The sequence below is a fragment of the Streptomyces sp. NPDC001700 genome (assembly GCF_053596435.1).
The window spans coordinates 391,280-414,992 of sequence record NZ_JBSFGE010000002.1 but is presented as its reverse complement, the minus strand read 5'-3'; the positions used below and the strand labels follow the sequence as shown (position 1 = coordinate 414,992).

General features: G+C 70.4%; 21 protein-coding genes. 8 read left to right on the top strand and 13 right to left on the bottom strand.

All coding sequences use genetic code 11. From position 1 onward, the window contains the following. Positions 1-85 precede the first annotated feature (85 nt). The 3 genes from ACWC5C_RS05275 to ACWC5C_RS05265 are packed head-to-tail and all read right to left on the bottom strand — an operon-like array spanning position 86 to position 3,555. Positions 86-1,024 carry an ACP S-malonyltransferase gene (locus ACWC5C_RS05275; protein WP_450873842.1) on the bottom strand — a complete coding sequence of 313 codons (939 nt, stop codon included), beginning with the start codon at positions 1,022-1,024 and terminating at the stop codon, positions 86-88. A 54-nt stretch (positions 1,025-1,078) separates the two neighbouring features. Next, complete coding sequence (locus tag ACWC5C_RS05270) at positions 1,079-2,545, bottom strand: ABC transporter permease (RefSeq protein WP_450873840.1); 1,467 nt, start codon at positions 2,543-2,545, stop codon at positions 1,079-1,081. Continuing rightward, entirely contained in the window at positions 2,542-3,555 is a 1,014-nt protein-coding gene (locus ACWC5C_RS05265) for an ABC transporter ATP-binding protein (RefSeq protein ID WP_450873838.1), read from the bottom strand. Before ACWC5C_RS05265 ends, ACWC5C_RS05270 begins: the two co-directional genes overlap by 4 nt. A gap of 373 nt (positions 3,556-3,928) precedes the next feature. On the opposite strand from ACWC5C_RS05265, the gene ACWC5C_RS05260 reads away from it, so the two are divergent. Together ACWC5C_RS05260 and ACWC5C_RS05255 are read left to right on the top strand one after the other, a co-directional pair. Then, complete coding sequence (locus tag ACWC5C_RS05260; protein ID WP_385448916.1) at positions 3,929-4,549, top strand: thioesterase II family protein; 621 nt, start codon at positions 3,929-3,931, stop codon at positions 4,547-4,549. A 55-nt stretch (positions 4,550-4,604) separates the two neighbouring features. Then, the gene (locus tag ACWC5C_RS05255; protein ID WP_450873835.1) at positions 4,605-6,014 is read left to right on the top strand and encodes a class I adenylate-forming enzyme family protein; all 1,410 of its coding nucleotides are present in this window, start codon (positions 4,605-4,607) and stop codon (positions 6,012-6,014) included. Positions 6,015-6,117: 103 nt separating this feature from the next. On the opposite strand, the gene ACWC5C_RS05250 is transcribed toward ACWC5C_RS05255, so the two are convergent. Next, the gene (locus tag ACWC5C_RS05250; RefSeq protein WP_450873833.1) at positions 6,118-7,779 is read right to left on the bottom strand and encodes a flavin monoamine oxidase family protein; all 1,662 of its coding nucleotides are present in this window, start codon (positions 7,777-7,779) and stop codon (positions 6,118-6,120) included. A gap of 39 nt (positions 7,780-7,818) precedes the next feature. Further along, positions 7,819-10,626: an AAA family ATPase gene (locus tag ACWC5C_RS05245; protein ID WP_450873831.1), complete on the bottom strand. Its 2,808-nt coding sequence runs from the start codon at positions 10,624-10,626 to the stop codon at positions 7,819-7,821. Between the two features lie 465 nt (positions 10,627-11,091). Between ACWC5C_RS05245 and ACWC5C_RS05240 the strand changes: the two genes are divergently transcribed. Continuing rightward, the gene (locus ACWC5C_RS05240) at positions 11,092-12,144 is read left to right on the top strand and encodes a sulfotransferase (protein WP_450873829.1); all 1,053 of its coding nucleotides are present in this window, start codon (positions 11,092-11,094) and stop codon (positions 12,142-12,144) included. 76 nt (positions 12,145-12,220) lie between these two features. On the opposite strand, the gene ACWC5C_RS05235 is transcribed toward ACWC5C_RS05240, so the two are convergent. The 3 genes from ACWC5C_RS05235 to ACWC5C_RS05225 are packed head-to-tail and all read right to left on the bottom strand — an operon-like array spanning position 12,221 to position 15,658. After that, complete coding sequence (locus ACWC5C_RS05235; protein ID WP_450873827.1) at positions 12,221-12,967, bottom strand: succinate dehydrogenase/fumarate reductase iron-sulfur subunit; 747 nt, start codon at positions 12,965-12,967, stop codon at positions 12,221-12,223. Beyond that, the gene (locus tag ACWC5C_RS05230; RefSeq protein WP_450873825.1) at positions 12,964-14,910 is read right to left on the bottom strand and encodes a fumarate reductase/succinate dehydrogenase flavoprotein subunit; all 1,947 of its coding nucleotides are present in this window, start codon (positions 14,908-14,910) and stop codon (positions 12,964-12,966) included. The genes ACWC5C_RS05235 and ACWC5C_RS05230 overlap by 4 nt, the downstream gene beginning before the upstream one ends. 1 nt (position 14,911) lies before the next feature. After that, on the bottom strand, positions 14,912-15,658 hold the full coding sequence (locus ACWC5C_RS05225) for a succinate dehydrogenase cytochrome b subunit (RefSeq protein WP_450873823.1): 747 nt from the start codon (positions 15,656-15,658) through the stop codon (positions 14,912-14,914). An 83-nt stretch (positions 15,659-15,741) separates the two neighbouring features. Here ACWC5C_RS05225 and ACWC5C_RS05220 point away from each other — a divergent pair, with 83 nt between their 5' ends. Further along, positions 15,742-16,677 (top strand): LysR family transcriptional regulator, encoded by a 936-nt coding sequence (locus ACWC5C_RS05220; RefSeq protein ID WP_450873822.1) that lies wholly within the window; start codon positions 15,742-15,744, stop codon positions 16,675-16,677. A gap of 22 nt (positions 16,678-16,699) precedes the next feature. Here the strand turns inward: ACWC5C_RS05220 and crcB are convergent, their stop codons facing one another. The 3 genes from crcB to ACWC5C_RS05205 are packed head-to-tail and all read right to left on the bottom strand — an operon-like array spanning position 16,700 to position 17,873. Next, positions 16,700-17,074 carry a fluoride efflux transporter CrcB gene (gene crcB, locus ACWC5C_RS05215; RefSeq protein WP_450873820.1) on the bottom strand — a complete coding sequence of 125 codons (375 nt, stop codon included), beginning with the start codon at positions 17,072-17,074 and terminating at the stop codon, positions 16,700-16,702. Further along, positions 17,071-17,421 (bottom strand): DUF190 domain-containing protein, encoded by a 351-nt coding sequence (locus tag ACWC5C_RS05210; RefSeq protein ID WP_450873819.1) that lies wholly within the window; start codon positions 17,419-17,421, stop codon positions 17,071-17,073. The genes crcB and ACWC5C_RS05210 overlap by 4 nt, the downstream gene beginning before the upstream one ends. 14 nt (positions 17,422-17,435) lie before the next feature. Beyond that, positions 17,436-17,873: a fluoride efflux transporter FluC gene (locus tag ACWC5C_RS05205; protein ID WP_450873817.1), complete on the bottom strand. Its 438-nt coding sequence runs from the start codon at positions 17,871-17,873 to the stop codon at positions 17,436-17,438. Positions 17,874-17,986: 113 nt separating this feature from the next. Between ACWC5C_RS05205 and ACWC5C_RS05200 the strand changes: the two genes are divergently transcribed. Then, complete coding sequence (locus ACWC5C_RS05200; protein WP_450873815.1) at positions 17,987-18,205, top strand: MbtH family protein; 219 nt, start codon at positions 17,987-17,989, stop codon at positions 18,203-18,205. A gap of 97 nt (positions 18,206-18,302) precedes the next feature. Further along, the gene (locus tag ACWC5C_RS05195; protein ID WP_450874012.1) at positions 18,303-19,286 is read left to right on the top strand and encodes a zinc-binding alcohol dehydrogenase family protein; all 984 of its coding nucleotides are present in this window, start codon (positions 18,303-18,305) and stop codon (positions 19,284-19,286) included. 9 nt (positions 19,287-19,295) lie between these two features. Here the strand turns inward: ACWC5C_RS05195 and tgmB are convergent, their stop codons facing one another. Next, the gene (gene tgmB, locus ACWC5C_RS05190) at positions 19,296-20,228 is read right to left on the bottom strand and encodes an ATP-grasp ribosomal peptide maturase (protein WP_385445858.1); all 933 of its coding nucleotides are present in this window, start codon (positions 20,226-20,228) and stop codon (positions 19,296-19,298) included. 25 nt (positions 20,229-20,253) lie between these two features. Continuing rightward, the gene (gene tgmA, locus ACWC5C_RS05185) at positions 20,254-20,445 is read right to left on the bottom strand and encodes a putative ATP-grasp-modified RiPP (protein ID WP_358617536.1); all 192 of its coding nucleotides are present in this window, start codon (positions 20,443-20,445) and stop codon (positions 20,254-20,256) included. Between the two features lie 880 nt (positions 20,446-21,325). Between tgmA and ACWC5C_RS05180 the strand changes: the two genes are divergently transcribed. Both ACWC5C_RS05180 and ACWC5C_RS05175 read left to right on the top strand, forming a co-directional pair. Then, a complete protein-coding gene (locus ACWC5C_RS05180) occupies positions 21,326-22,639 on the top strand; it encodes a hemolysin family protein (protein ID WP_450874010.1) in 1,314 nt (437 codons plus the stop codon). Then, positions 22,636-23,661, top strand: coding sequence for a hemolysin family protein (locus ACWC5C_RS05175; protein WP_450873813.1), 1,026 nt, complete (start codon positions 22,636-22,638; stop codon positions 23,659-23,661). The genes ACWC5C_RS05180 and ACWC5C_RS05175 overlap by 4 nt, the downstream gene beginning before the upstream one ends. The last annotated feature ends 52 nt before the right edge of the window (positions 23,662-23,713 follow it).

The following is a 23,713-nucleotide window of genomic DNA, read 5'->3' as shown; positions in this document are numbered from 1 at the left end:
GGCACCGAAAGGGCCGGGTCCCGCCCCCTCCGAGGAGGGGGCGGGGCCCGGCCCTTTAGCTGTGCGGGTGTTACGTAGGAGCAGATCAGCGCTTACGGGCGGGGCGCGAGCGCTTGCCCGGCCCCACCGTCACGACCTCGAAGTTCGACTTGGTGCGGTCCAGCCGGTGGAAGAGGTTGTCCGGGCCGGTGATGTACATCTTCGACACCCCGGCGCCCTTCAGCGTGTCCACGACCTTGGGCCAGTGGATGGGCAGATCGAAGGTGTCCAGCAGCATCGTGCGCAGCTCACCGGCCGAGGTCACGATGGTGCCCTCCTGGTCGGTGACCACGGGAAGCTTCGGGTCCAGGAGGTCGTACCTCGGCAGGATCTCCTCGGCGGCCCGGCGCCGCAGCTCCGCGAACGCGGGCGCGTGCACCGCCGGGACCATGGTGTACATGGAGTAGCCGCCGGCCTCGCTGATGGCCTTCTTGAACCCGTCGAGTTCCTTCTCGCGCAGCGAGACCATGAAGAAGCCGTCGTCCAGATAGCCGGAGTAGTCGTACCACTCGCCGCGCTCACCGAGTGCGGCGAGGATGTCCGTCAGCTTCTCCTGCGGAGTCCGGACGAAGGTGTGGGTGACCGCGTCCTGGTACTCCTCGGTGAAGTACGTGTGCTCACAGCGCGCCAGCTCCGCGGTGAGCCGCACCACCTCGGGAAACGGCAGCGAACCGACGTAGGCCGTCGCCGCCTTCTGCCCGAAGCTGGGGCCCACGCACAGGTCCGGGACGAGGCCGTGTTCCTGCTCCGCCCGGTCCGCCGAGGCCATCGAGTTCACCAGGAAGGCGACCTGAGTGGCCTCGTCGTAGTCGTCCTCGGAGTCGCGGAGCCGGTCGAAGACCGAGTAGCCCAGCGCCTCGTCGGCCTCGGCGAGCCGCTTCCGGGCGAACGGGTCGAGCGTCAGGAACCTGCCCACCTCGGAGAAGCCGGAAGGTCCCATGCCCGGGAAAACAATGGCTGTCTTGGTCTGCTCGGATGCCGTCATGGTGTGGTGCCTTACTCTCTGGACCTGCGATCGCTCAGTCCTGTGGTTCGTCGCTCAGTCCTGCGCCCGGCGGTTGAAGCCCCGGATGCCGATGAACCCGAAAATCAGGAGGGACGCCGCGATGGCGCACGCGCAGATCCACAGCGGGATCGACGGCGGCACCCCGGGCGCGTCGGGCAGCAGCAGCCCGCGCATCGCCTCGGTGACGTAGGTCAGCGGGTTGAACGTGCACAGGATCTGGAACCAGCGGACACCGTCCAGGCTCCGCCACGGGAACTGCGTGGCCCCGGTGAACATGATCGGGGTGAGCGTCATGGCGAAGACGATGGAGATGTGGCGCGCGGGCGCCAGGGTGCCGAGGGTGAGCCCGACCGCACCGCCGACCAGTCCGCCGAGGCTGAGGATGCCCAGGGTCTCCGGCATCTTGGACAGCGGCCAGGAGACGCCGTCCAGCAGCAGCAGCCCGATCGGGATCATGACCAGGGCGCCGATCACCCCGCGCATCGCTCCGAAGAGCGCCTTCTCCACCGCCACCAGGCCGGTCGGGAGCGGCGAGAGCAATCGGTCCTCGATCTCCTTGGTCCAGGAGAAGTCGATCGCCAGGGGCAACGCGGTGTTCTGCAGGGAGACCAGGAAGCTGTTGAGCGCCACCACACCGGGCAGCAGCACCTGCTGGAACCCGGGCTGGGTCATGCCGATCTCGCCGAGCACCTTGCCGAAGACGAACAGCATGAAGAACGGTTCCACGATGACCTGTCCCAGGAAGGGACCGATCTCGCGGCCGGTGACGAAGATGTCGCGCCACAGGATGAAGAAGAACGTCCGCCACCGGTTGGCGCGGCGCCGGTGGCGCCCGCCACGGCGCTTCCCATCGGGCAGATCGAGTTCGAGCTCGGGCTCGGGCTCCGGCTCGGGCGGGGCGAGGGGCGAACGGGCCTCGGCCGCCGCGATGATGCTGTTCAGCGCGGCCTTGGCGTCCTGCGCGGCCTGGGACGCCGACGGGGCCGGTATGGGCTTGATGACCAGCGTCATCGTGTCGCCGATGTCGCTCTGCCGGGGGCCCGTGTCCCCGACCGGGTGCGGCCTGGCCTCCTGCCTGGCCTCGTACGGCTTGGCCTCGTGCTTGACCGGCGGGACGGCGGGGGTCTTCTGGTCCGAGACGGCGGGCAGCGGGGCGCGCTGCCTGGCCGGGACGAGCGCGGTCCGGGTGTCCTCGAAACCGTCGTCCTCGGCGGCCCTCGAAGCGGCGGCCCTCGAAGCGGCGGCCCTCGAATCGGTGGCCCTCGGGTCGGAGGCCCTGGGGTCAGCTGCCCTCGGGTCGGCCGCCCTGGGAGCGGCTGCCCTCGGGTCGGCCGCCCTGTTCCCGTCCGGCTTGGTGTCCGAGACCCCGAAGTCCGAGGTCCTGAAGTTCGTGGTCCTGGTATCGGTGGGCTGGCGCTCGGCGCCCTCGGGCTTCTCCTCAGCGGCCTCGCCACCGGTGTTCTGGCCCGACGAGGACGGGGGGCGTGCGGAGTTGCTCATCGCATCTCCTTCCCCGTCAGCTCGACAAAGACGTCTTCCAGGCTCGCCTTGCTCACATTCAGGTCCTTGATTTCACAGCCGGTGTCGGACAGGGCCTTGATGACGGTGGGCAGAAGCACGGAGGACGACGCGTTGCTGTAGACCTTCATGCGGAAGGTGCCGTCGCCTTCGGGTCCGCCCTGCGCGGTGGGGTCCCCCTGCTGCAGGACCTCGACCCGCTCCGCGACACCGAGGCTCTGCACCAGCTGGACCACGCCGTTCATACCGCTGTACGGCGGCCGCACCGTCACGGTCAGGGCGGTGTTGCTCATCCTGCTGGTCAGCGCCTCAGGGGTGTCCAGGGCGAGCAGCTTGCCGTGGTCGACGATGCCGATCCGGTCACACAGCCTGGAGGCCTCCTCCATGTCGTGGGTGGTGAGCACCACCGTGACGCCACGTTCCTTGAGATCAGCGATCCGGTCGCGCACGAAGATCTGCGACTGCGGGTCCAGGCCGGTGGCCGGTTCGTCGAGGAACAGCACCCGGGGGCGGTGCATCAGGGCCCGCGCGATCATCACGCGCTGCGCCTGACCGCCGGAGACCTGGTCCGCCCGGTTCTTGGCGTGGTCGCTGAGGCCGAGCCACTCCAGGCTCTCGTCCGCCAGCCGACCGCGTTCCGCGCGGGAGAGCCCGTGGTAACCGGCGTGGAACGTGAGATTCTGACGGATCGTCAGCGACCGGTCGAGATTGTTGCGCTGCGGCACGACGGCGAAGGACTGCCGGGCCACCGAGGGCCTGGCGATCACATCGACGCCCTGGACGAAGGCGCGTCCGCCGGTCGGGGCGATCCGGGTGGTCAGGATGCCGATGGTGGTGGTCTTGCCGGCTCCGTTGGGGCCGAGGAAGCCGAAGACCTCACCGTGTCGCACCGTGAAGCTGAGATTGTCGACCGCCGGGACGGGGCGCCCGGGGTATTTCTTGACCAAGCCGTCGACAACGGCGGCGAAATCAATGGGACGTGTTGTGTTCATCGCTGTCGTCGCACCGAATTTAATTGGCTTGAGGAGAACATTCTTTGCCTCATGTTTAACACAGCCGCTTGACTCGGAGCCCCTAACTGACCCCACCTTAGGGGGTGGTGGTGCAAGTGAGGGGGTTTAAGGGGGCGCCCCTTGCGCCATGTCGCGCCGGGATGGCGCGGTACCCGCATATAAGCCGTACGTCGAATAGCGGTTACTAGGGGTTGTGGCGCAGGAGAAGGGCTCATAGCCTCACGGAGTCAGCGCCTCGGACGAGCGTGGTCGACGCGCCCCACCGTGTACTCGTGCCCGGCCCCTCAGTGAAATCCCGGGGATGTGCTCCTTGAGCCAGATCAAGCCCGATGATGTGGGCCTTATTCGGATATTGCAAACGGAAACTCCGAGCAGTTTCCGGCTGATCTGTTTCCCGGAGTCCGCCCGCTCCACCGCGTACTACCTCTCCCTGTCCGAGCTGTTGCTGCCCACGGTGGAGGTGCTGGCGATCCAGTACCCCCTGTACGCCGGGGGCGAGGACGGTGAGGGCGGCGACGACGAGCGGCTGACCGACTCCCCGGAGCTGGCCGACCGGATCTTCGGTGCGCTGGGGGAGTGGATGGACCGCCCACTCGCCTTCTTCGGCCACCGGGCCGGCGCCGACCTGGCCTACCGCGTGGCCGAGCGCCTGGAACGGGAGACCGGGACGCCGCTGCTGACCCTGTTCGTATCCGGCCGGTCCGCGCACTGGGGCATGACCCTGGGGCCGCCCGCGCTCGGCTGCCGGATCGTCGCCCTCGCAGGTGAGGGGGACCCCAGGACCCCGCTGCGCGGCGTACGGGCCTGGCGGCGGCGTACGAGCGGACGATTCGACCTCGAGGTGTTTCCCGGCTCGTACGGCTACCTCGACTCGAGTCGACGCGAGGTCGTCAACCTGGTGCACGACCAGTTGCTCTCGCAGTCCACCGTCGATGCCGAGTGGGAAACCGGCGCCGAAGACAAGGGAGCCTAGGGGGACAAGCCCAGGGCTGCCCGTACTCCTGAGTGAAAAGGAAAGAGTACGTTCGATGACCGCGAAGATCTACGCGCTCGACTCGGTGCAGACCCTGGCCGACTTCGAGCTGGACGCGATCCGCGTCGCCGATGTGATCCGCGAGCACGGGGTCGCCCCCGGCGACCGCGTCATCCTCAAGGCGGGCAACTCCGCCGCCTACGTCAGTGTGCTGTTCGCCCTCATGCACGTCGGCGCCTCCATCGTGCTGATCGACCAGCAGGAGCACCCCGACGAGACCCGGCGGATAGCCCGGCGCACCGGCGCCGGGATCGCCTTCGTGGACGACGACTCCCCGATCCACGACGACGCCCGCGTAGTGAACCTCTACGAGCTGATCGCCCCGGCGGCGGGCCGCCCGCTCAGCACCCGTGAGCTGTCGTTCGACGCCTGGGCCGACCGGCAGGACGGCCTCATCATGTGGACGTCCGGCTCGACCGGCGAGCCCAAGGGCGCGGTCAAGTCCGGCCGTAAGTTCCTGACCAACCTGGAGCGCAACGCCGCCCAGGTGGGGCACCGGGAGGACGACGTCCTGCTGCCGCTGCTGCCCTTCGCCCACCAGTACGGGCTGTCCATGGTGCTCATCGCCTGGCTCACCCGCTGCTCGCTGGTGATCGCCCCCTACAAGCGCCTGGACCGGGCCGTGGAGATGGCCGGGCGGACCGGTGCGACGGTGCTCGACGCCACCCCGTCGAGCTACCGCACCATGCTCAACCTGGTCGGCCGCAAGCCCTCGCTGCGGGCGCGGCTGGAGCAGGTCCGGATGTTCTGCTCGGGCGCGGCACCGCTCGACGGCGCGCTCTCCGACGGCTACGCCGCCGAGTTCGGGCTGCCGCTGCTGGACAGCTACGGCAGCACCGAGCTGGGCAACATCGCCTTCGCCACCCTGGAGAACCCGGTCTCCTGCGGCCGCGCCATGGACGGCATCAAGCTGCGCGTCATCGACGAGTCCGGCGTCCCGGCCGCCCCCGGCCAGGCCGGTGAGATCGAGGTCGACACCCCGGACGCGCTGGAGGGCCACGTCGCCGAGGACGGCACCATCGACGCCATGCCGACCGGCTGGCACGCCACCGGCGACCTCGGCTACCTGGACGAGGACGACAACCTCTTCGTCCTGGGCCGGAAGTTCGCGGTGCACCGCTACGGCTATCTGCTCTACCCCGAGCTGATCGAGCGCAAGGCCGCCGTCGCGCACATCTCCACCCGGATCGTGCCGCTCCCCGACGAGCGCCGCCGGGGCGATGTGCAGCTGGTCTTCTTCGTCGAGGACGAGGAGGGGCGGGACGCCAAGTACTGGCGCGAGCGGCTGTGCGAGGTGCTGCCGGTCTACGAACAGCCCAACCGGGTCGAGGTGCTGGACGCCTTCCCGCTCAACCGCAACGGGAAGCCGGACAAGCGCCGCCTGGAAGAGGTCGCGCGCGGCTAGCCGCGAACGCACACGAAAGGGGCCGGGCTTACGCACCGGCCCCCTTTTCGATTCTGGGAATTTCGGGTCTAGGGAATTCCCTAGTCCGATCCTAGGGGAACCCCTAGTCGTACGGCAGCTCTATGGGAGCCAGCCCCGGAAAGCGGTCGCCCGGACCCGGGTTGTCCGGGGGCGTGGCGCCGCCCAAATGGTTGAGCACCCCCCACACCGCGTTGAGCGCCGTGGTCACCGCGCCCTCCGCGAATCCGGCCGTCCACGAGACGTCGTCCCCGCACAGGAAGAAACCGCGCTGCTCCGGGACCATGTCCTCCTGCATGAACTGGGTGAACAGCCGCCGCTGATAGCGGTAGTGGCCGGGCAGGTTGGACTTGAACGCGCCCATGAAGCGCGGTTCGGTCTCCCAGGTGACGGTCAGCGGTCCGGCGACGATGTGCGAGCGGATGTCGACGTCCGGGTAGATCTCGCCCAGCTGGCCCAGCAGCCGCTCCAGCCGTTCCTCGGCCGGGAGGGTGGCGACCTTCAGCGAGTCGTCGTTCCAGGTGTACGACAGGCACATCACCCCGGGCCGGTCGGGCCCGTCGTCGAAGAGGTAGACCCCGCGCGGCATCCGGTCGGTGAGCGTCATGCTCATCACGTCCTGCCCGGTCGCCGGGTCGGTGTCCCGCCAGAACGGCCGGTCGACCAGGACGAACAGCTTGGACGCGCCCATGTAGTGGGTGCGCTCGACCGCCGTCCACAGCGGGGTGGACAGCAGTGCCGGGTCGCAGTCGATCCGGTGCAGCAGCGTCCACACATGCGGGCTGAAGACCACCGCGGGGAACTCCCGCTCCGCGCCGCTCTCGTCCGCCACCCGGATGCCGCCGTCCGCCGTACGCCGCAGCCGGGTGACCGCGGGGCGCGGCCGGCCGCCGTGCAGCGACGCCAGCGAGGTGCCCCGCGGCCAGTGCGCGAGCGCCGAGGGCCGGTGCCCCCACAGGCCGCGCGGCACCTGGGAGGAGCCGCCGACGATGCCGACCTGGTTGTCGTCGGCCTCGGTGACCACGACGCGCAGGATCTCCAGCACCGAGTTGGGGAAGTCGGTGTCCCAGCCGCCGGTGCCGAAGCCGACCTGCCCGAAGATCTCCCGGTGCCGGAACGACTGGAAGGTGGGGGAGGTGGCCAGGAAACCGTAGAAGGACTGGTCGTCGAACTCCCTGACCAGCCGGTTCCACACGGCCTTGAGAGTGGCCGTGTCCCGCTGCTGGATGGCGTCGCGCACCGTGGACAGCTCGGCCCGCTCCTGGAGCGCCTTGTCCCAGGCGTCGGCGACCTCCTGGTAGACGTCCGGCAGGTCATCGGTCGTGCGGGCCCGGTCGCGCTCGCCGTTCAGGTCGATCAGTGTGCTCGGGGTGGCCGGTGCCAGCGGATTGGGAAAGGGCCGGGTACGCAGGCCCAGCAGGTCGATGTAGTGGAACAGCGACCGCGCGGAGACGGGAAAGCGCATGGCGCCCATTTCCGCCTTGTATTCCGGATTCCCGGGAAAGGGGGTGGAACGCATCCGGCCGCCCAATTGCTCCGCTTCGTAGAGAACCGGACGAAGTCCCAGGCGCATCAGCTCATATGCCGCGGTGAGTCCGGACATACCGCCGCCGATGACGGCGACTTCGGTGCCGTGCCGCGCACTCGGCAGGGCGCCGAGACCGGCGGGATGGCGCAGCCAGTTGTCGTAGGAGAAGGGAAAGTCCGGCACCAGCATCGTCGTGGCAGCCGTGATCGCGGACGTCATGAGATGAACCTCTTGGGGCCGAGCGGTACCGCGCGGAGATCAGGCGGTGTAGGCGACATCGAATTCCAGGCTCGAGGGCAGATCCCGACGCTGACTTATGTTGATTTTCCGGTAGACCCGGGTGAGGTGCTGCTCCACGGTCGAGATGGTGATGTAGAGCTTGGCGGCGATCTCACGGTTGGTGTAGCCCGAGGCGGCGAGCGCGGCCACCCGGCTCTCGGCGTCGGACAGTTCGGAGAACGCGGTGGTGTCCTCGCCGGTGCGGGCCGCCTCCGACAGCGCCGAGCGCCCCGGAGTCCGCTGCAGCGAGCGGGACAGCTCCTCGGCGCCGCAGTTGTCCGCCAGCCACAGGGCCCGCCGGGTCATCAGCCGGCCGCTGTCCAGATCGCCGAGTTGCTTGTGCGCCTCGGCGAGATCCGCCAGCGCCCGCGCCATCTCGTAACAGCCGCCGCTCGACCGCAGCGCCGCCACCGCCTCCTCCAGCAGGGCGGGCCGCTCGGCCAGCGGCCGGGTGGCGGCCAGCACGCGCAGCGCGGCGCCACGGGTGCGGGAGGGGACCTCACCGGTCAGCTCAAGCTGCTCCTCCGCCAGCCGGGCCGCCCGCTCCTGACCGCCCAGGGTCAGCCAGGTCTCGGCGGCACCGAGCCGCCAGGCCAGGGTGGCGGGCGAGTCCAGGCCCCAGGCGGCCATCTTCTCGCCGCAGGCGCGGAAGTCGGTGAGGGCCGCGTGCTGGCGCCCGGTGGCCAGCTGATGCCGGGCCCGGGCGTAGAGGTAGTGCAGCCCGAAGCGGTTCCGGTACATCTCCTCCGGCACCGGGCGGGCCAGCAGTTCGGCCGCCGCGTCATGGTCGCCCATCGCGGTGTGCGCGTTGATCAGCACCCCGAGCGGCATGCCGACGGTGACGCCCCAGCCGCGGGCCGGAAGCTCCTCCAGTGCCCGTTCCGCGTACTGGATCGTGTCCCGCAGCCGTCCGGCGCGCAGCGCCGTCTGGGCCCGCAGCGCGCAGAAGTAGGCCAGCAGCGCCTTGGCGCCGCGCTCCGCCGTCGCCTCGATCAGCCGATCGCACCAGGCGGCGGCGGAGGCGTGGCGGTCCGCGTATACGAGCGTCTGCAGTGCCGCGTGCACCGTCAGCATCGTCCGGTCGCAGAGCTGGACGGTCTCCAGCACCCGCTCCGCGGCCCGCACGGCGCCCTCGTCGGCGCCCCGGTTCAGCACCGTACGCAGCGCCCTGAGCGCGATGAGCTGAGGGGACTCGGGGGCCTGGTCCGGCGACGGCGCGTGCTCGTCCCATGGGCCGAGGGGCTCTCCCTGGTGCAGGAAGGGCCGCAGTTCGGGGTGGTCGGGGTAGGTGGTGGAGAGCGCGAGACCGATGCTCCGCAGAGCCGTGTCGAGCTGGGTGCCCGGGTTCTCGGCGGCGGTCCGGCTGACCTGCCCGAGGGCGGCGGCAGCCTCGTCCATCCGTCCGAACCCCAGCAGCCCGATGATCACGTCGAGGGTGTGCCGGGTCGGCAGCAGTCCGCTGCCGGCCGGTCCGGCCAGCGCCTGGAGCCGCCGCATCTGGGAGAGCGGGTTGAACGGCCACATGGCCTTGACCATGGTCGCCTGGAGGATCAGCCCCTCGCGTTCATCGGTGCCGCAGCGGTCGGCGGCCATCTGCAGGCAGTTCATCGCCAGTTCCCGGCGGTCGGCGGCGATCGCGTGCTCGGCGGCGTCCCGCAGCGCCTGCGGAATCCACTCCTCGACCGGCTCGGACACCTCGTGGCTGAGCAGATGGCGGGCCACGTCGATGGGGTCGGCGCCCTCCTCGTACAGCAGCCGGGCGGCCCGGTGGTGCAGCGGGCCCAGCTCCTCCATCTCCAGGTCCTCCAGGAGCGCGGTGCGCACCGCGTCGCTGCGGAAGTTCCCGTCGTGCAGGATCCCGACCTCGGTGAGCGCCGCGACGGACCGCCGTACCAGCCGCTCCTCGACCTCGATCACCCTGCTCAGCAGGGGAACGGACAGGGCGTCACCCAGCAGGGCGATCCCGTGGGCCACCCGGCGGTGGGCCGGGCCGCCGCGGTACACGCAGGACAGCGCCGCCTGCCGGAACAGCTCCCCGGCCACCGGGGAGCCCGGCGCGGTGTGCCGGGGGCTCCGGGCGATGTGGGAGAACTGGTCGTCCAGGAGGCCGCGCAGCAGCAGCAGGTTGCCGCCCGTCATGTCGTGGAACGCGGCGGCGTGGTGCTCCGCCTCCTCGGCGCCCGACTCCCCGGTCAGCAGCGTGGTGACGCCCGCGACGGTGAGCGGGGCGAGCCGTACGTGGCACACCTTCGGCTCGTGCAGCAGCTCATCAAGCGCCGGGGCGGCGGGCCCGGTCAGCGACCCGCGGCTCACCACGACGGACAGCGCCCCGGAGCGACATCGGCGGATGCCGTACGCCAGGCAGCGCAGCGACGGCAGATCGGCGAACTGCACGTCGTCGATCGCGATCAGCAGCGGGGCGTCCTCGGTCAGTTCCTCGAGCGTGCGGTGGAATTCCTGGAGGAACGGGAGGTCGGCCTGGTCAGGGCCGTACGGATTCGGGGACGCCTCAAGACCCGGCCCCGGCCGGGCCTGCCGAAGGCGCGCGGGCATGCCCTGGAAGAGCTGATCGAGGACGGCGTACGGGAATTTCTGCTCCGAGGCGGAGGCGACGGCGGGCAGCACCCGGACGCCCCGCGCACCCGCGGTGTCCGTCACCGCGTGCAGCAGCGCGGTCTTTCCCGACGTCACGGCACCGCTGATGACGGCGAGTCGGCTTCCCTCCCGGGCGTCCTCGAAGAGGAGACGATTGAGCCGGTCTATCTCCTGATCGCGCTCCACCAACACGTACGAAACACCTTCCCCGAATTCACTCGTGCGCAGGGGTGGTTAAACACCTTGCATGGTGCACCTGGTAACGCACCGTCTTCTGACGTGCGCTCTCAACTCCTCCCGGTCAGGCTGGGGGCTTGCCAACCGTGCAACTCGGGGTGTGGAGTAAGTGGGCACTCTAGCAGTGCTGTTGATGCGAAAAGATGACCGCCTCGTCACAGGTGAATGTGTTCGATTAAGGTTACGGCGTCGCAACCGGGTTGTGAGGCCCCGTACGGCCGCTGGGCTCGGGCTTCACCGCTGATGGGGCGGGTCGTGACGGGGGGTAACGCCCCTGTCGGATGTGTAGGTTGCGCAAAAGTTTCGGAAACTCTGGAACGCTCGATGCGCTTCTCCCGTCGCGTTGTGAGGCGATTCCCTTGTGCGTCATGGTCGCTATGGGGATGCCGAGTTGCACGAGCAAATGTAAGGAAAGAACGCGTGTTCAATCAGAAGTTGACATTCGTCGTTGGCACCGGCCGCTGCGGTTCGACGGCCCTGTCCAAGGTCATTAATCTTCATCCAGACGTTCTCAGTGTCAACGAATTGTTCGCCAGTATTCCCTCCGCCGAGGTGCCGGAGGTGCTGGGCGAGACCCCGCTGAGCGGCCAGGAGTTCTGGGAATATCTGTCCCAGCCCAACGCGGTCAGCGATGTTCTGATCAAGAATGGGGTCGTCCCGCCCGAGTTCCTCTACCACCGGCTGCCCGAGCGGCGGTTCGACGCCGCGACCACCGGCATCCCGGTCATCAGCGGCATGACGCTGCCCCATCTGACCGACGACCCGGACGCGCTCTTCGACGAGTTGGCGTCCGAGGTCACCTCCTGGCCCACGCGCCGTCCGGCGGATCACTGGTGGGCCCTCTTCGGCACCCTCGGCTCACGGTTCGGCAACCCCGGCACCGTCGTCGAGCGCAGCGGTATGTCCATCGGCCGGGTCACGGAAATGCACCGCGCTTTTCCCGAGGCGCGGTTTGTTCACCTCTACCGCGAAGGCCCTGACTGCGCCGTTTCCATGAGCCGGCACGTCAGCTTCCGCATGCTTCCGCTGGGGCATGAGATGGCCGCCCGCTGCGGTCTGAACTCGCCGTTCGAGCTGACCCCGGCCCACGCGGACCAGCTCCCGCCCGACCTCGCTCCGCTGCTGGGCGACGAGTGGGACCCGGCCCTGGTGATGGACCGCCCCATCCCGCTCGACGCGTTCGGCACCATCTGGTCCGGTGTGATCGTCGACGGTCTGCGGAAGCTGGAGGCGGTCCCGGCGTCACAGCGCACCGGGCTCTCGTACGAGACCCTGCTGGAGGAGCCGGAGAAGGAACTGATCCGGCTGGCCGAGTTCATCGGGGTGGAACCGCACCGCGCCTGGCTGGACGAGTCCGTCGCCCTGCTCGACGGCGGCCGCCCCGGTGCCGCGCGGCAGCTGCCCGAGGCGGAGCTGACCCCGCTGCTCGAATCCTGTCGTCCGGGCATGGAGGCGCTGGCGGCCCACCCGTAGGGCGCCTACCCCCCCCGTAGAGCGCGAGTGCCCGGCAACGGCCCTGTCGGGGGCCGTTGCCGGGCCTCGCGTCTTCTCAGGAGCGGCCCTTGAGGCTCGCTCGCAGGAACTCCCGGTTCATGGTCGAGATGGACTGGAGCGGGATGCCCTTCGGGCAGGCCGTCGCGCACTCACCGGTGTTCGTGCAGCCGCCGAAGCCCTCCTCGTCCATCGTGCCGACCATGTCCAGCACCCGGGACTCGCGCTCGGGCTGCCCCTGCGGCAGCACGTTCAGATGCGTCACCTTCGCCGAGGTGAAAAGCATCGCCGAACCATTGGGGCAGGCCGCCACGCACGCCCCGCACCCGATGCACTCCGCGTGCTCGAACGCGGTGTCCGCGACCGGCTTCGGCACGGGCGTGGCGTGCGCCTCCGGGGCGCTCCCGGTCGGGGCGGAGACGAAGCCGCCCGAGCCGATGATCCGGTCGAACGCCGACCGGTCCACCACCAGGTCCTTGACGACGGGGAACGCGGCGGCGCGCCACGGCTCCACGTCGATGGTGTCGCCGTCCTCGAAGTGCCGCATGTGCAGCTGACAGGTGGTGGTGCGCACCGGCCCGTGCGCCTGCCCGTTGATCACCATGCCGCACGCCCCGCAGATGCCCTCGCGGCAGTCGTGGTCGAACGCGACGGGCTCCTCCCCGCGCAGGGTCAGCCGCTCGTTGAGCGTGTCGAGCATCTCCAGGAAGGACATCTCGGGCGAGATGCCCTCGACTTCGTACACGGTCAGGGCGCCCGGCTCCTCGGGGCCGCGCTGGCGCCAGATCCGCAGGGTGAGCCTCATGCGTAACTCCGCTGGGTGGGGTGGACGTACTCGAAGACCAGGTCTTCGCGGTGCAGCTCGGGCGCGCGACCCGTGCCATGGAACTGCCAGGCGGCGGCGTACGAGAACGTCTCGTCGTCGCGGGCCGCCTCGCCGTCCGGGGTCTGGCTCTCCTCGCGGAAGTGGCCGCCGCAGGACTCGGCGCGGTGCAGCGCGTCCAGGCACATCAGCTCGGCCAGCTCCAGGTAGTCGACGACCCGGTTGGCCTTCTCCAGCGACTGGTTCAGCTCCTTGCCGTGGCCCGGCACCTTGATCCGCCGCCAGAACTCCTCGCGCAGCGCCGGGATGCGCTCCAGCGCCTTGCGCAGCCCGGGCTCGGTGCGGGCCATGCCGCACTCGTCCCACAGCAGCTCGCCCAGCTCCCGGTGGAACGAGTCGGGGGTGCGGTCGCCGTCGTTCTCCAGCAGCCGCCGCAGCCGGTCGGTCACCGACATCAGGGCCTCGGACACCGCCGGATGGGCCGGGTCGACCTCGTCGTGCGGATGGCGGGCGAGGTAGTCGTTGATGGTGGCGGGGAGGACGAAATAGCCGTCGGCCAGGCCCTGCATCAGGGCGGAGGCGCCGAGCCGGTTGGCACCGTGGTCGGAGAAGTTGGCCTCGCCGATCGCGAACAGTCCGGGCACGGTGGTCTGCAGGTCGTAGTCGACCCAGAGTCCGCCCATCGTGTAATGGATGGCGGGGTAGATGCGCATCGGCACCTCGTACGGGTTCTCCGCCGTGATCAGCTGGTACATCTCGAAGAGGTTGCCGTACTTCTCCTCGACCGCCGCCCGGCCCATCCGCCCGATGGCGTCCGCGAAGTCCAGATAGACGCCCTGCCCGCCGGGGCCCACCCCGCGCCCTTCATCGCATACGTTCTTCGCGGCGCGGGAGGCGATGTCGCGCGGCACCAGATTGCCGAACGCCGGGTAGATCCGCTCCAGGTAGTAGTCGCGCTCGTCCTCCGGGATCGCGGCGGGCGGCCGCGTGTCGCCCTTCGCCTTCGGCACCCAGATGCGGCCGTCGTTGCGCAGCGACTCGCTCATCAGGGTCAGCTTCGACTGGTGGTCGCCGGAGCGCGGGATGCAGGTGGGGTGGATCTGGGTGAAGCAGGGATTGGCGAAGTAGGCGCCGCGCCGGTGGGCCCGCCAGATCGCGGTGGCGTTGGAGTTCTTGGCGTTCGTGGAGAGGTAGAAGACATTGCCGTAGCCGCCGGAGGCCAGCACCACGGCGTCCGCGAAGTGGGTGGAGACCTGGCCGGTGATCAGGTCGCGGGCCACGATGCCGCGGGCTCGCCCGTCGATCACGATCAGGTCGAGCATCTCGGTGCGCGCGTGCATCTCCACGCTCCCGGCCGCGATCTGGCGGCTGAGCGCCTGATACGCCCCGAGCAGCAGCTGCTGACCGGTCTGGCCGCGGGCGTAGAAGGTGCGGGAGACCTGGACGCCGCCGAACGAGCGGGTGTCCAGCAGCCCGCCGTACTCGCGGGCGAACGGGACGCCCTGCGCCACGCACTGGTCGATGATCTCCACGGATACCTGGGCGAGCCGGTGGACATTGGACTCGCGGGCGCGGAAGTCGCCGCCCTTGACGGTGTCGTAGAAGAGGCGGCGGACGGAGTCACCGTCGTTGCGGTAGTTCTTGGCGGCGTTGATCCCGCCCTGGGCGGCGATGGAATGCGCCCGGCGCGGCGAGTCCTGGTAGCAGAACTGCACGACGTGGTAGCCCTGTTCGGCCAGCGTCGCCCCGGCCGCGCCGCCCGCGAGCCCCGTACCGACCACGATGACCGTGTACTTGCGGCGGTTGGCCGGGTTGACCAGCTTCGCCTCGAAGCGTCGGCGGTCCCAGCGCCCCTCGACGGGCCCGTCCGGGGCCTTGGTGTCGGCGATCGGCTCACCGGTTGCGTAGTCCGTGTACGCGTTCATCTCAGCTCACCACTCCACTCATCACGCCGACGGGTACGGCGATGAAACCGCAGGTCAGGACGGCAGCCAGGCCGTTCGCGGCCAGTTTGAGGGCCCGGTCGCGGCGCGGGCGGCCCGCGCCGAGGGTCTGGGCGGCGCTCCAGAAGCCGTGCCGGATGTGCAGGCCGAGGGCGAGCATCGCCACGATGTAGATGGTGTTGCCGTACCAGGTGGAGAAGGTCGCCACGATGTTCTCGTACGGATGGCCGGGCTCGGCGCGCTCGTTCACCGTGAGCGTCGTGAGATCCAGGATGTGCCAGACGATGAACAGCCCGAGGATCACCCCGCCCCAGCGCATCGTGCGGGTCGCGTAGCTCGCCCGCCGCCGCTGGTGGGCGTAGCCGCGCGGCCTGGCCGCCAGATCCCGGCGGCTGAGCTGGTACGCGGCCACGCCGTGCAGGACGACGGCGGCCAGCAGCCCGACCCGGGCCAGCCACAGGAACCCCTCGTACGGGAGGACCGGTTCGCCGAGGGTGCGCAGCCAGTGCGCGTAGCCGTTGAGGTCGCCGGGCCCGAAGAAGACCTTCAGATTGCCGAACATGTGGGCCACCAGGTAGCTCAGCATGATCAGCCCGGTGACGGCCATCACGGCCTTCTTACCGATGGTCGACCGCCACACGGAGCCGATGAGGGACGGCTTCCGCGGCGGCTTCCGCTTCTGGCCGGGCCGCCGCTCGTGGCCCGTGTCCGTCCGTGTCGCCAGTGCCATGTCTGTGACGCTAGGCAGCGCCCTGGTGATTAGTCCAAGACATGCTATGGCTGGATTCCATAGTCAATGCCTATGATCGCTGGGTGCAGCTGCAGCAGCTCCGTTATTTCGCCGCCGTCGCGGACACCCGCCACTTCACCCGGGCCGCCGAGCGGCTCCATGTCGCCCAGCCGTCGCTGTCCCAGCAGATCAGGGCGCTGGAACGGGAGCTGGGCGCCGAGCTGTTCCACCGTGCGCGCGGCCACATCGCGCTCACCGACGCGGGGGAGGCGCTGCTTCCGCTGGCCCGCCAGATCCTCGCCGACACCGAGACCGCGCGCCGCGAGGTCCAGGAGGTCGCCCAGCTCCGGCGCGGCCGGGTGCGGCTCGGCGCCCCGCCGAGCCTGTGCGCCAGCCTCGTGCCGGATGTGCTGCGCCGCTTCCACGACGAGTTCCCGGGCATCGAGCTGATCATCGACGAGGGCGGCTCCCAGGACCTCGTACGCACCCTCGCCGCCGGTGAGCTGGACCTCGCGCTGATCATCACCCCGCTGCCAGGACAGGCCCCCGCGCTCGCCGCCACCGAGCTGCTGCGGGAGGAGCTGGTGGTCGCCTCCTCGCCCGCGTCCCCGCCGCCCGTGAAAGCCCGCCGGATCCGGGTCGAGGATCTCCGCGACCGGCCGATGGCGATGTTCCGCCGAGGCTATGACCTGCGGGAATTCACCACGGCGGCCTGCCGCGCTGCCGGGTTCGAGCCCTCGTTCACGGTCGAGGGCGGCGAGATGGACGCGGTGCTCGGCTTCGTACGGGCGGGGCTCGGCATCGCCGTCCTCCCCGCCATGGTGGCGGCGCGCTCGGGGCTGCGGGTCACGCCCTTCGCGGGCACGGCGATGCGGCGCACCATCGCGGTCGCCCACCGCAAGGACGTCGCCCCGCCGAGGGCCGCGCGCGAGCTGCGCCGGGTGCTGCTGGCGTATCTGCGCTTGGCCGACGCCGACGACCTCCCGGGCCTCCCGCCGGGCACCCGCCTGCTGCCCTGACCTCGCTGATCCTGCCGCGCGCTCAGCCCCAGAGCGCGGTGGCCGCCGCTGCGCCCGCGAAGGCGGCCGCCACCCCCGCGACCACACTGCCGACCGCGTTGGCGACCGCGAGACCGCGCGCCCCGTCCTCCGCCAGCTTCAGCGTCTCGTACGAGAACGTCGAGTACGTGGTCAGCGCCCCGCACAGCCCCGTCCCGAGCAGCAGCTGCACCTGTGACGACGCGGCCCCCGCCGTCACCGCCCCGGTCAGCGCCCCCAGCACCGCGCACCCCACCACGTTCACCACGAACGTCCCCCAGGGGAACACCGAGTCATGCCGGGCCTGCACCGTCCGGTCGGTCAGATACCGCAGCGGGGCGCCGACCATCGCGCCCGCCACCACCAGGAGCCAGTTCACCGGTCATCACCTCCCGGGGCGTCGCGTTCCGGGAAGCGGACGATCTCGACCGGGTCCAGGATCACCGGACCGTCGCCGGTGATCTCCTCCAGCTCGGGCAGGAAGGACCGCACCCGCTCCTCCGTATCGATGATCACCACGCAGACCGGCAGTTCCTCGCTGAGCGACAGCAGCCGGGAGGTGTGGACCAGGGACGAGGCGCCGAAGCCCTCCACCCCGCGGAACACGCTCGCCCCCGCCAGCCCCGCCCGGTGTGCGCGATGCACGATTTCGGCGAAGACCGGTTTGTGGTGCCAGGTGTCACTCTCGCCGACGAAGACGCTCAGCCTCAGTCCGTTCGCGTTCATCCCGTGCTCCTGCCCTACGCCCCAACGGCCCCGATGACCCGACGGGTGCCCGCCACCGCGCCCCATACCGCCGCCATCGCCGCCAGCAGCGTCACCACCAGATAGGCCGCCCCGGTCGCGGCGTGGCCGTCCACGACGAGCTGCCTGAAGTCCACGGCGTACGTCGAGAAGGTGGTGAACCCGCCCAGCACCCCGGTGCCGAGGAAGGGCCGCACCAGCCGGTGGGCCGCCCACACCTCGCCGATCAGCGCCAGCAGGACACCGATGAGCGCGCAGCCCACCACGTTGACCAGCAGCGTCGTCCAGGGGAAGGCGCCCGTGGGGGTCGGCCACAGCAGGGCCGCCCCGTACCGGGCGGACGCGCCGATGGCGCCGCCGACCGCCACCACGCACACCACCGGGCCCTGCCCGCGCCATGCGCCGCGCCGCGGCCGTCGTGCGTCCTTCACCATGCGATTCAGGCTACGTGGCGCGGGCGCGGCTTCACGCCGCGTGTCCCCGGCCGGTACCGTCGGGCCGGAAGATCGTGAGGCGTGCCGGACAGCAGTTGAGACAGGAGACAGCCATGAGTAACCCGTTCGACAATCCCGACGGCCGTTACGTCGTGCTCGTCAACGACGAAGGACAGCACTCCCTGTGGCCCTCCTTCGCCGAGGTGCCCGAGGGCTGGACCGTCGCCCACGGCGAGGACGACCGCCAGGCGTGCCTGGACTACGTCGAGGAGCACTGGACCGACATGCGTCCGAAGAGCCTCGCGACCGCGATGGACGCCCCCGCGTCCTGACTGTCCCGACGGTCCTGACCGTTCCTGATCGCAGGCGGCCCCGCCACGGCGTTACGTTGGGCGTGTGACGGGTGCGAACGCTGACATTCCGGGCACCATGCGGGCCTGGGTGGTCCGCACGCCGGGCCGGATCGACCAGGTAGAGCTGCCGATTCCGCGCCCGGCCGCCGGTGAACTGCTGGTCCGGGTGCGGGCCTGCGGGGTCTGCCGTACCGATCTCCACGTCCGCGACGGCGACCTGCCGCCGCACCGCACCCCCGTCGTCCCCGGGCACGAGGCCGTCGGCGAGGTGATCGCGGCGGGCGAGCGGACCGCCGGGCCCGCACCCGGCGCCCGGGTGGGCGTCCCCTGGCTGCGCCACACCTGCGGCCGGTGCCGCTTCTGCGTACGCGGCCAGGAGAACCTGTGCCCCGCGTCCGTCTACACCGGCTGGGACGCGGACGGCGGCTACGCCCCGTACGTCACCGTACCGGCGGCGTACGCCTATGAGCTGCCCGCTGGATACGCCGCCGAGGAGCTGGCGCCGCTGCTGTGCGCCGGGATCATCGGCTACCGCGCGCTGCGCCGCGCCGACCTCCCGGCGGGCGGACGGCTCGGCATCTACGGCTTCGGCGGCTCCGCGCACCTCACCGCGCAGGTCGCCATCGCGCGTGGCGCCGTCGTCCATGTGCTGACCCGCTCGGCGGCCGCCCGGGCCCTCGCCCTCGAACTCGGCGCCGCCTCCGCCCGGGACGCCCGCGACCGGCCGCCCGAACCGCTCGACGCCGCGATCCTGTTCGCCCCGGCGGGCGAGCTGGTGCCGGTGGCCCTGGAGGCGCTGGACGCGGGCGGCACGCTGAGCGTCGCCGGAATCCACCTCTCCGACATCCCCGCGCTGACGTACGAGCGCCATCTCTTCCACGAACGCACCCTGCGCAGCGTCACCGCCAACACCCGGGAGGACGGCCGCGAGTTCCTCACCGCGGCCGCCGCCCACCACATCCGCGCCACGGTCACCCCGTACCCCTTCGACCGCGCGGACGCCGCGCTGGACGACCTCGCGAACGACCGGGTGAACGGCGTCGCGGTCCTGACGCTCTGAGCGGCGCTCTCAGACGGGACGGGGCGCGGCGAGCCAGTCGGCGATGGCGGCGGCGATCGGCTGTCCGGTCTCCAGCTCGATGAACCCGAACTGACCGCCCTGATTGCACTCCAGAAACCACCAGGTGCCGTCCTCGTCCTCGGCGAAGTCGAAAGCTCCGTAGGCGAGACCGCCAAAGGTCAGGTATTCCCGGACGGCCCGGGCGATCCGGTGGGGAACGTCCACCGCGTCCCATAGATGGCCATAGAAACCATACCTCCCATCAACCTGCCCGGAAGCTGCTGTCTTCCGGGCGGCGAACAAACGGCCGCCGACGCAGGTGAGCCGGATATCGGCCGTTTTGGGAATGTAGCGCTGAAGAAGCGTGGCACCTGCCGCGACGCCCGAGAAATCCGTCTCGGGGTCAATACGGGTGGTGGGCAGTGTGATGGGCGGATTGACCGGCGGAGGGCCGGAGACGGTCTTCACCACGATGTCCTGGAACTGGCTGGCGAACTCCTTGGCGGCACGCGGATAGGTGGTGATGAGCGTCGGCGGAACAGCGAATCCGCTGCGATGGGCGGTGCGCAACTGCCACGGTTTGGAACGTGCCAACTGGGCGGCACTGGGATGGTTCATCCAGCGCGCCTCGGTGGAATACAGCATTCCGTACAGGGCCTGTCCGCACTCGGCGGTCAGCCACTCGGAGGGCTCGGGGGCGTGCGCCGCTGGTTGCCCCGGGCGGCGCACCCATATGGACCGCAGGCTGTTCACGCTGACCAGGCGGCCGTCGGTCGACAGATAGCCGGTGAAGTCGCCGCGGTCGAATTCGGTGGAGATCCCTGCCTGACCGGGAAGGTCGGCGGGATCGAATCGGATCAGCGGGACATTTCGCTCACGTAATTCGGACACCACCAGGTCCGCTGTCACATCCTCCTGGCAGGTCAGGATGAGTACCGTCATCGACGTCGTGGGTCGGTGGGGACGGTCAGTCGTCGAAGTGCGTCTTGGAGCCCGCGGTGGAGGTCGTCGTGCCGCATTCCAGAAGCACCCCCCGGTCGGAGATGGCGGGGCGTCCATCGGGCAGCACATTCAGCTGCAGGGCGGCGTTGTACGAGTACGGAATGACAGCCGGTGATTGTTCGGCTGGGACCGCGTGGTTCAGGGCGAAGGGCTTCATGACTGACCTCTAATGCTCCACGGGATTCGCTTGTTTCGAGATGAGCTGCACCATCACACAACAGTACGTACTAAATTGGTAGGAGTCTCGCTACGCGCTGTTATGTCAGATCTGTGACAGCATGAAGTACGTCACACCGCACGCGCAATTCCATTACCGATGCCCCGGTTCCGGTCCGCGGCCCGCGCCGCGACGGCCCCGGCGTGAACGCCGGTCACCTGCCGCATCCCTGCCCCCACCTCCGCTTTTCCGGGGGTGCCGTGCCTCTCCCCGGGCAACCCGCCCTGCCTGTCGGCCTTCAAGACGCCATCCGGGCCGCCCGGGTTGGCCGATAACGCCACTCCGATCTCCCCGGCCGCAAGGGCGCAGCGCAGCGCCTGTGTGAGCTGGGTCTCTCGCGCCCCGTCCCGTGGCGGCCCGCCGGGGCGCACCGGACCGGCGGCCGGTACCGGGCCCACGAAGGGGCTCTCGGTGCCGAATCGACCAGGCAGTCGTTTGAACACCATCGCGGCGTTCACTCCTTCTCTGTGCGCCGTTCACCGTTCTTGCCGGACCGAACGCTCCGGCCGGGTAAAGCAACTCCCACGCCCCTGCCATGGGTGGATCAATTCGGCCAACTGGCCGGGTGTCGCCCGCACTTCCCCGCGGCTCTTGCCAGAGCGGGGTGCCGGGCCGACGGGCGGGAACCACGGATCGTGCTTTACCGTTCTTTTACCAACAGCCCCTCGAGCCACGAAGGAGTCGCGGTCACCGCGATGGACGACCCTCCCAGTACCCCCCGCCCCGACCCGGATGCGCATGAGTCCGTATCCGCCCCCCTATGCGCCCCCATATCCACCCGTGAGCGGTCCGCCGAGCGCACAGAGAGGGGACCGGCGTGCTGACCGAAGTGCTGTTGGTCCTGCTGGCCTTGGCGCTGACCCTGGCCTGCGCGGTCTTCGTCGCCGCGGAGTTCTCGCTCACCACGGTCGAGCGGGGTGAGCTGGAGCGCGCCGCCGCGGCGGGCGAGCGGGGCGCCGGAAGCGCGCTCAAGGCCGCGCGCAGGCTGACGTTCCAGCTGTCCGGCGCCCAGCTGGGCATCACCGTGACCTCACTGGTGATCGGCATGCTCGCCGAGCCCTCGCTGGCCGTCCTGCTGCGGGGCCCGCTGCGGGCCGCAGGTCTTGGCGGCGCCGCCTCGTCCGTGGCCTCGGTGCTGGGCGTGGCGATCTCGACCGTCGTCCTGATGGTGATCGGCGAGCTGGTGCCCAAGAACTGGGCGATCTCCCGGCCGCTGGCCGTGGCCAAGGTGGTCGCGGGCCCCCAGCGCGGCTTCACCGCCGCCTTCGCCCCCCTGATCCACCACCTGAACAACACCGCGAACCGCTTGGTGCGCCGCGCCGGACTGGAGCCCGCCGAGGAGCTGGCCTCGGCGCGCACCCCGGACGAACTGGTCGCGCTGGCCCGCCACTCCGCCGCGGAGGGCGCGCTGGAGCCCGATTCGGCCGAGCTGTTCGTCCGTACGCTCCGGCTGAGCGAGCTGACCGCGGAGAACGTGATGACCCCCCGGGTGGACGTCCAGGCGCTGGAGGCGCACGCGAGCGCCGCCGACGCCGCCAACCTCACGCTCGCCACCGGCCTGTCCCGGTTCCCCGTCTACCGCGACAGCCTGGACGAGGTGGTCGGCACCGTGCACATCCGCGACGTCCTCGCGCTGGACGCCGCCCGCCGGGCCGACACCCCGGTCACCGAGCTGACCACCGCCCCGCTGCTGGTCCCCGACAGCCTCCCGGTGGACCGGCTGCTGGACCGGCTGCGCGGCGCGCACACCATGGCCCTCGTCATCGACGAGTACGGCGGCACCGCCGGGGTCGCCACCCTGGAGGATGTCGTCGAGGAGGTCGTCGGCGACGTACGCGACGAACACGACCCCGACGAGACCCCCGCCCTGGTGCCCTCCGGCCCCGGCACCTGGGAGGCGGACGGCGCCGTCCGGCTGGACGAGCTGTCCGCGATCGCCCTGACCGTGCCCGAGGGCCCGTACGAGACCGTCGCGGGCCTGATGGCCACCGCCCTCGCGCGCATCCCCGAGGCGGGCGACGGCATCGAGACCGACGGCTGGCACCTCACCGTGCTCAAGGTGGACCACCACCGCGCCGACCGCGTACGGATCACCGCCCCGGCCGCCGCCCACGCAGAGGAGGACCCCCGATGACCCTGCTCCAACTGGCCATCGGCGCCCTCACCCTGCTCACCAACGCCTTCTTCGTCGGCGCCGAGTTCGCCCTGATCTCCGTGCGCCGCAGCCAGATCGAACCGCGCGCCCAGGAAGGCGGGAAGCGCGCCCGCACGGTGCTGTGGGCGCTGGAGCACCTGTCCGCCCTGCTGGCCACCGCCCAGCTGGGCATCACCATCTCCTCGCTCGTCCTCGGCGCGGTCGCCGAACCGGCCATCGCCCACCTGCTGGAGCCGGTGTTCGCCGCCGCCCGCGTCCCCGGGCCCCTGGTGCACCCGATCGCCTTCGTGCTCGCCCTGGCGGCGGCCACCTATCTGCACATGCTCATCGGCGAGATGGTCCCCAAGAACATCGCCCTCGCCGCCCCGGAGCGCACCGCGCTGCTCCTCGGCCCGCCCCTGGTCGCCGTCACCCGCGCGCTGCGCCCCGTCGTCTTCGGCGTCAACGCCTTCGCCAACGCGCTGCTGCGGCTGCTGAAGGTCGAACCCAAGGACGAGGTCGAGTCGGTCTACACCGACGCCGAACTCATACGCCTGGTCCGGGACTCCAGCGACGCGGGCCTCCTCGACGCCTCCGGCAGCGAGCGGCTGCGCGACGCCCTGGAGCTGGGCACCCGGCGGGCCGGGGACATCCTGGTCCCGCTCGGCGAGATGGTCACCGTGGACCACCGGGTCACCCCCGCACGTCTGGAGCGCACCGCGGCCGCCTCCGGCTTCTCCCGGCTGCCGGTCACCGGCCCCGGCGGCGCCGTGCTGGGGTACCTCCACATCAAGGACACCCTCGGCGTCACCGATCGCGACCAGCCCTTCCCCGGCGCCGCCCTGCACACCGTCACCCGCGTACCGGCCGATACCCCGCTGGACGACACGCTGACGGCGATGCGCGGCGCCGGTACGCACCTGGCGGCGGTGACGGGCGACGACGGTTCCGTCCTCGGGTTCGTGACCATGACGGACGTTCTGGAGGAGCTGGTGGGGGAGGCGGCATCGGACGCGCCCTGACCGGCCCGGCGCGAGGTTTGACCCCCGTGGCCCGGTAAAGAAGTTGGAACGG